This window comes from Microcystis sp. M53603_WE2 (assembly GCF_030065435.1).
Genome location: NZ_JASJFF010001283.1, coordinates 1 through 1,067 on the forward strand (window position 1 = coordinate 1; position 1,067 = coordinate 1,067).

Sequence of the window (1,067 nt, forward strand, 5' to 3'; positions counted from 1 at the left end):
ATATCAAGTGGAGTTATTGGGGTTGGATGTGTTTGACCCGGTTACAATGAAAGTGGACTCAGAACCGGGTAAGAATGTCCCCGCTTGGTTTCTCGATACTGACTACAACGGCCTATGTTTCCACGTCAATCAGGCATTTTTCCCCGTACCGGCACTTGGGATTCGATTAAGAAAGCTTTAAAGGGAACCTATGAGGAATCAGTCTGGGAACATCTAGCAGGGACAACCAGCGCACCTTTTGCAGTGGGAGAACATCGGCAAATTGCCGTTAAAGTAATTGATGACCGGGGGAATGAGTTGTTAGTGGTTAAGAGTTTAAATTAGCTGAGTTAAAGAAAGGAAAACTAATATGAATGCTTACAAAAAATATGTGACAATTGAGCGATCACATCAGTTAATTTTATCCGATTTACCCTTTCGATCCAGTCAAAGAGTAGAAATTATTATTTTAGGCGAAGATAGTCAGGAAACTAACCATCAATTAGAGGAGTTACGGCAAAAAATTGATAGTGCAACCGAGCAAATTTTAGCGGGTAATGTAACCGATGGGGAATTAGTTTTTGAGCAGTTAAAAACAAGATTAAGAGAAGAATATGGCTTAAAATAATGGCAATTTATCAATTCTCCCAAGAGGCAATTAATGATCCGGGGTCAGCGCATCTCAAACGCCATTGACAATTGACCAATTTTGTTATCCGTTTGCTGTGTGAGCATTTCAAGCCCACATTCCGCACCCTCAACTGTCACATAAGCTGTCCCCCTCCAGAGACTTGAGTAAAAATACTTAGCTGGTCAAGGTTTTCTCGGTGGCCGCTAGGGGGGTCTTGAGACCCCTAATTAGGGTCTGCTGAAAAAGTTTTTCGTGGGGACAGGGTGTGGGGTGTGGGGTGTGGGGTGTAGAGTTTTACCGATTTTGAGGGGGTCAATTACCTAATTTTCAGGGACAACGTCCAGGGATTTTCCCCCCGATCACTCCCATATCTGGTACCTTTTGATTGACAAAAGGTCTAAAAGTCTTACCCAACAAGGTTTTTAGATTTTTTCGGCAACCCCTAGCTAATTGTCTC

At 42.7% G+C, this 1,067-nt stretch carries 2 protein-coding genes; both read left to right on the forward strand.

Annotated features, from left to right (window positions below; all coding sequences use genetic code 11):
* The first annotated feature begins 114 nt into the window (after window positions 1-114).
* Entirely contained in the window at window positions 115-324 is a 210-nt protein-coding gene (locus PX481_RS26775) for a hypothetical protein (protein ID WP_002761011.1), read from the forward strand.
* A gap of 25 nt (window positions 325-349) precedes the next feature.
* Complete coding sequence (locus PX481_RS26780) at window positions 350-607, forward strand: hypothetical protein (protein WP_002761013.1); 258 nt, start codon at window positions 350-352, stop codon at window positions 605-607.
* Window positions 608-1,067: the final 460 nt, after the last annotated feature.